Annotated in this window: 1 protein-coding gene; it reads left to right on the forward strand. The window is 69.7% G+C overall.

Going from position 1 to position 412, the window contains the following annotated elements:
• Positions 1-312 (forward strand): LysR substrate-binding domain-containing protein (locus JZ791_RS44415; protein WP_216904012.1); only part of this gene is annotated, 312 nt, incomplete at its 5' end.
• Between the last annotated feature and the right edge of the window lie 100 nt (positions 313-412).

The raw sequence follows: 412 nt of genomic DNA on the forward strand, positions 1-412 counted from the left end.
GTGCAGGGGACGAGCCGGCGCGTCGCGCGCATCCGGCCGCGCCTCATCTCCGCGAACTTCCACTTCCTGCTGGACGCCATATCGCAGGGGCTGGGGGTCGGGCTGATGCCCGACTACATGGTGGAGACAGCGGTCGCGCGCGGCGGTCTGCAGTTGTTGGCGCTGGAGCCGGATGCGCTCGATTTCCTGTCGACGCAGAAATTCCTGCTGCACGTGCCCGACCGCTACCAGACGCCGGCGGTGCGCGCCCTGATCGATTTCATCATCGCGCGGGAAGAGGCCGGGGTGCCGGACGCGCGGGCCCCGGCGTGAACCGCGCGCTGCCCCGCGGCTGCGCCGCGGTTGCCCTTACTCGATCTTCGCGCCCGACGCCTCCACGATGCCCTTCCACTTCGCATAGTCGGTCTTGAGC

It is taken from the genome of Nocardia alni, from assembly GCF_019038435.1.
Lineage (GTDB): Bacteria > Actinomycetota > Actinomycetes > Mycobacteriales > Mycobacteriaceae > Nocardia > Nocardia alni.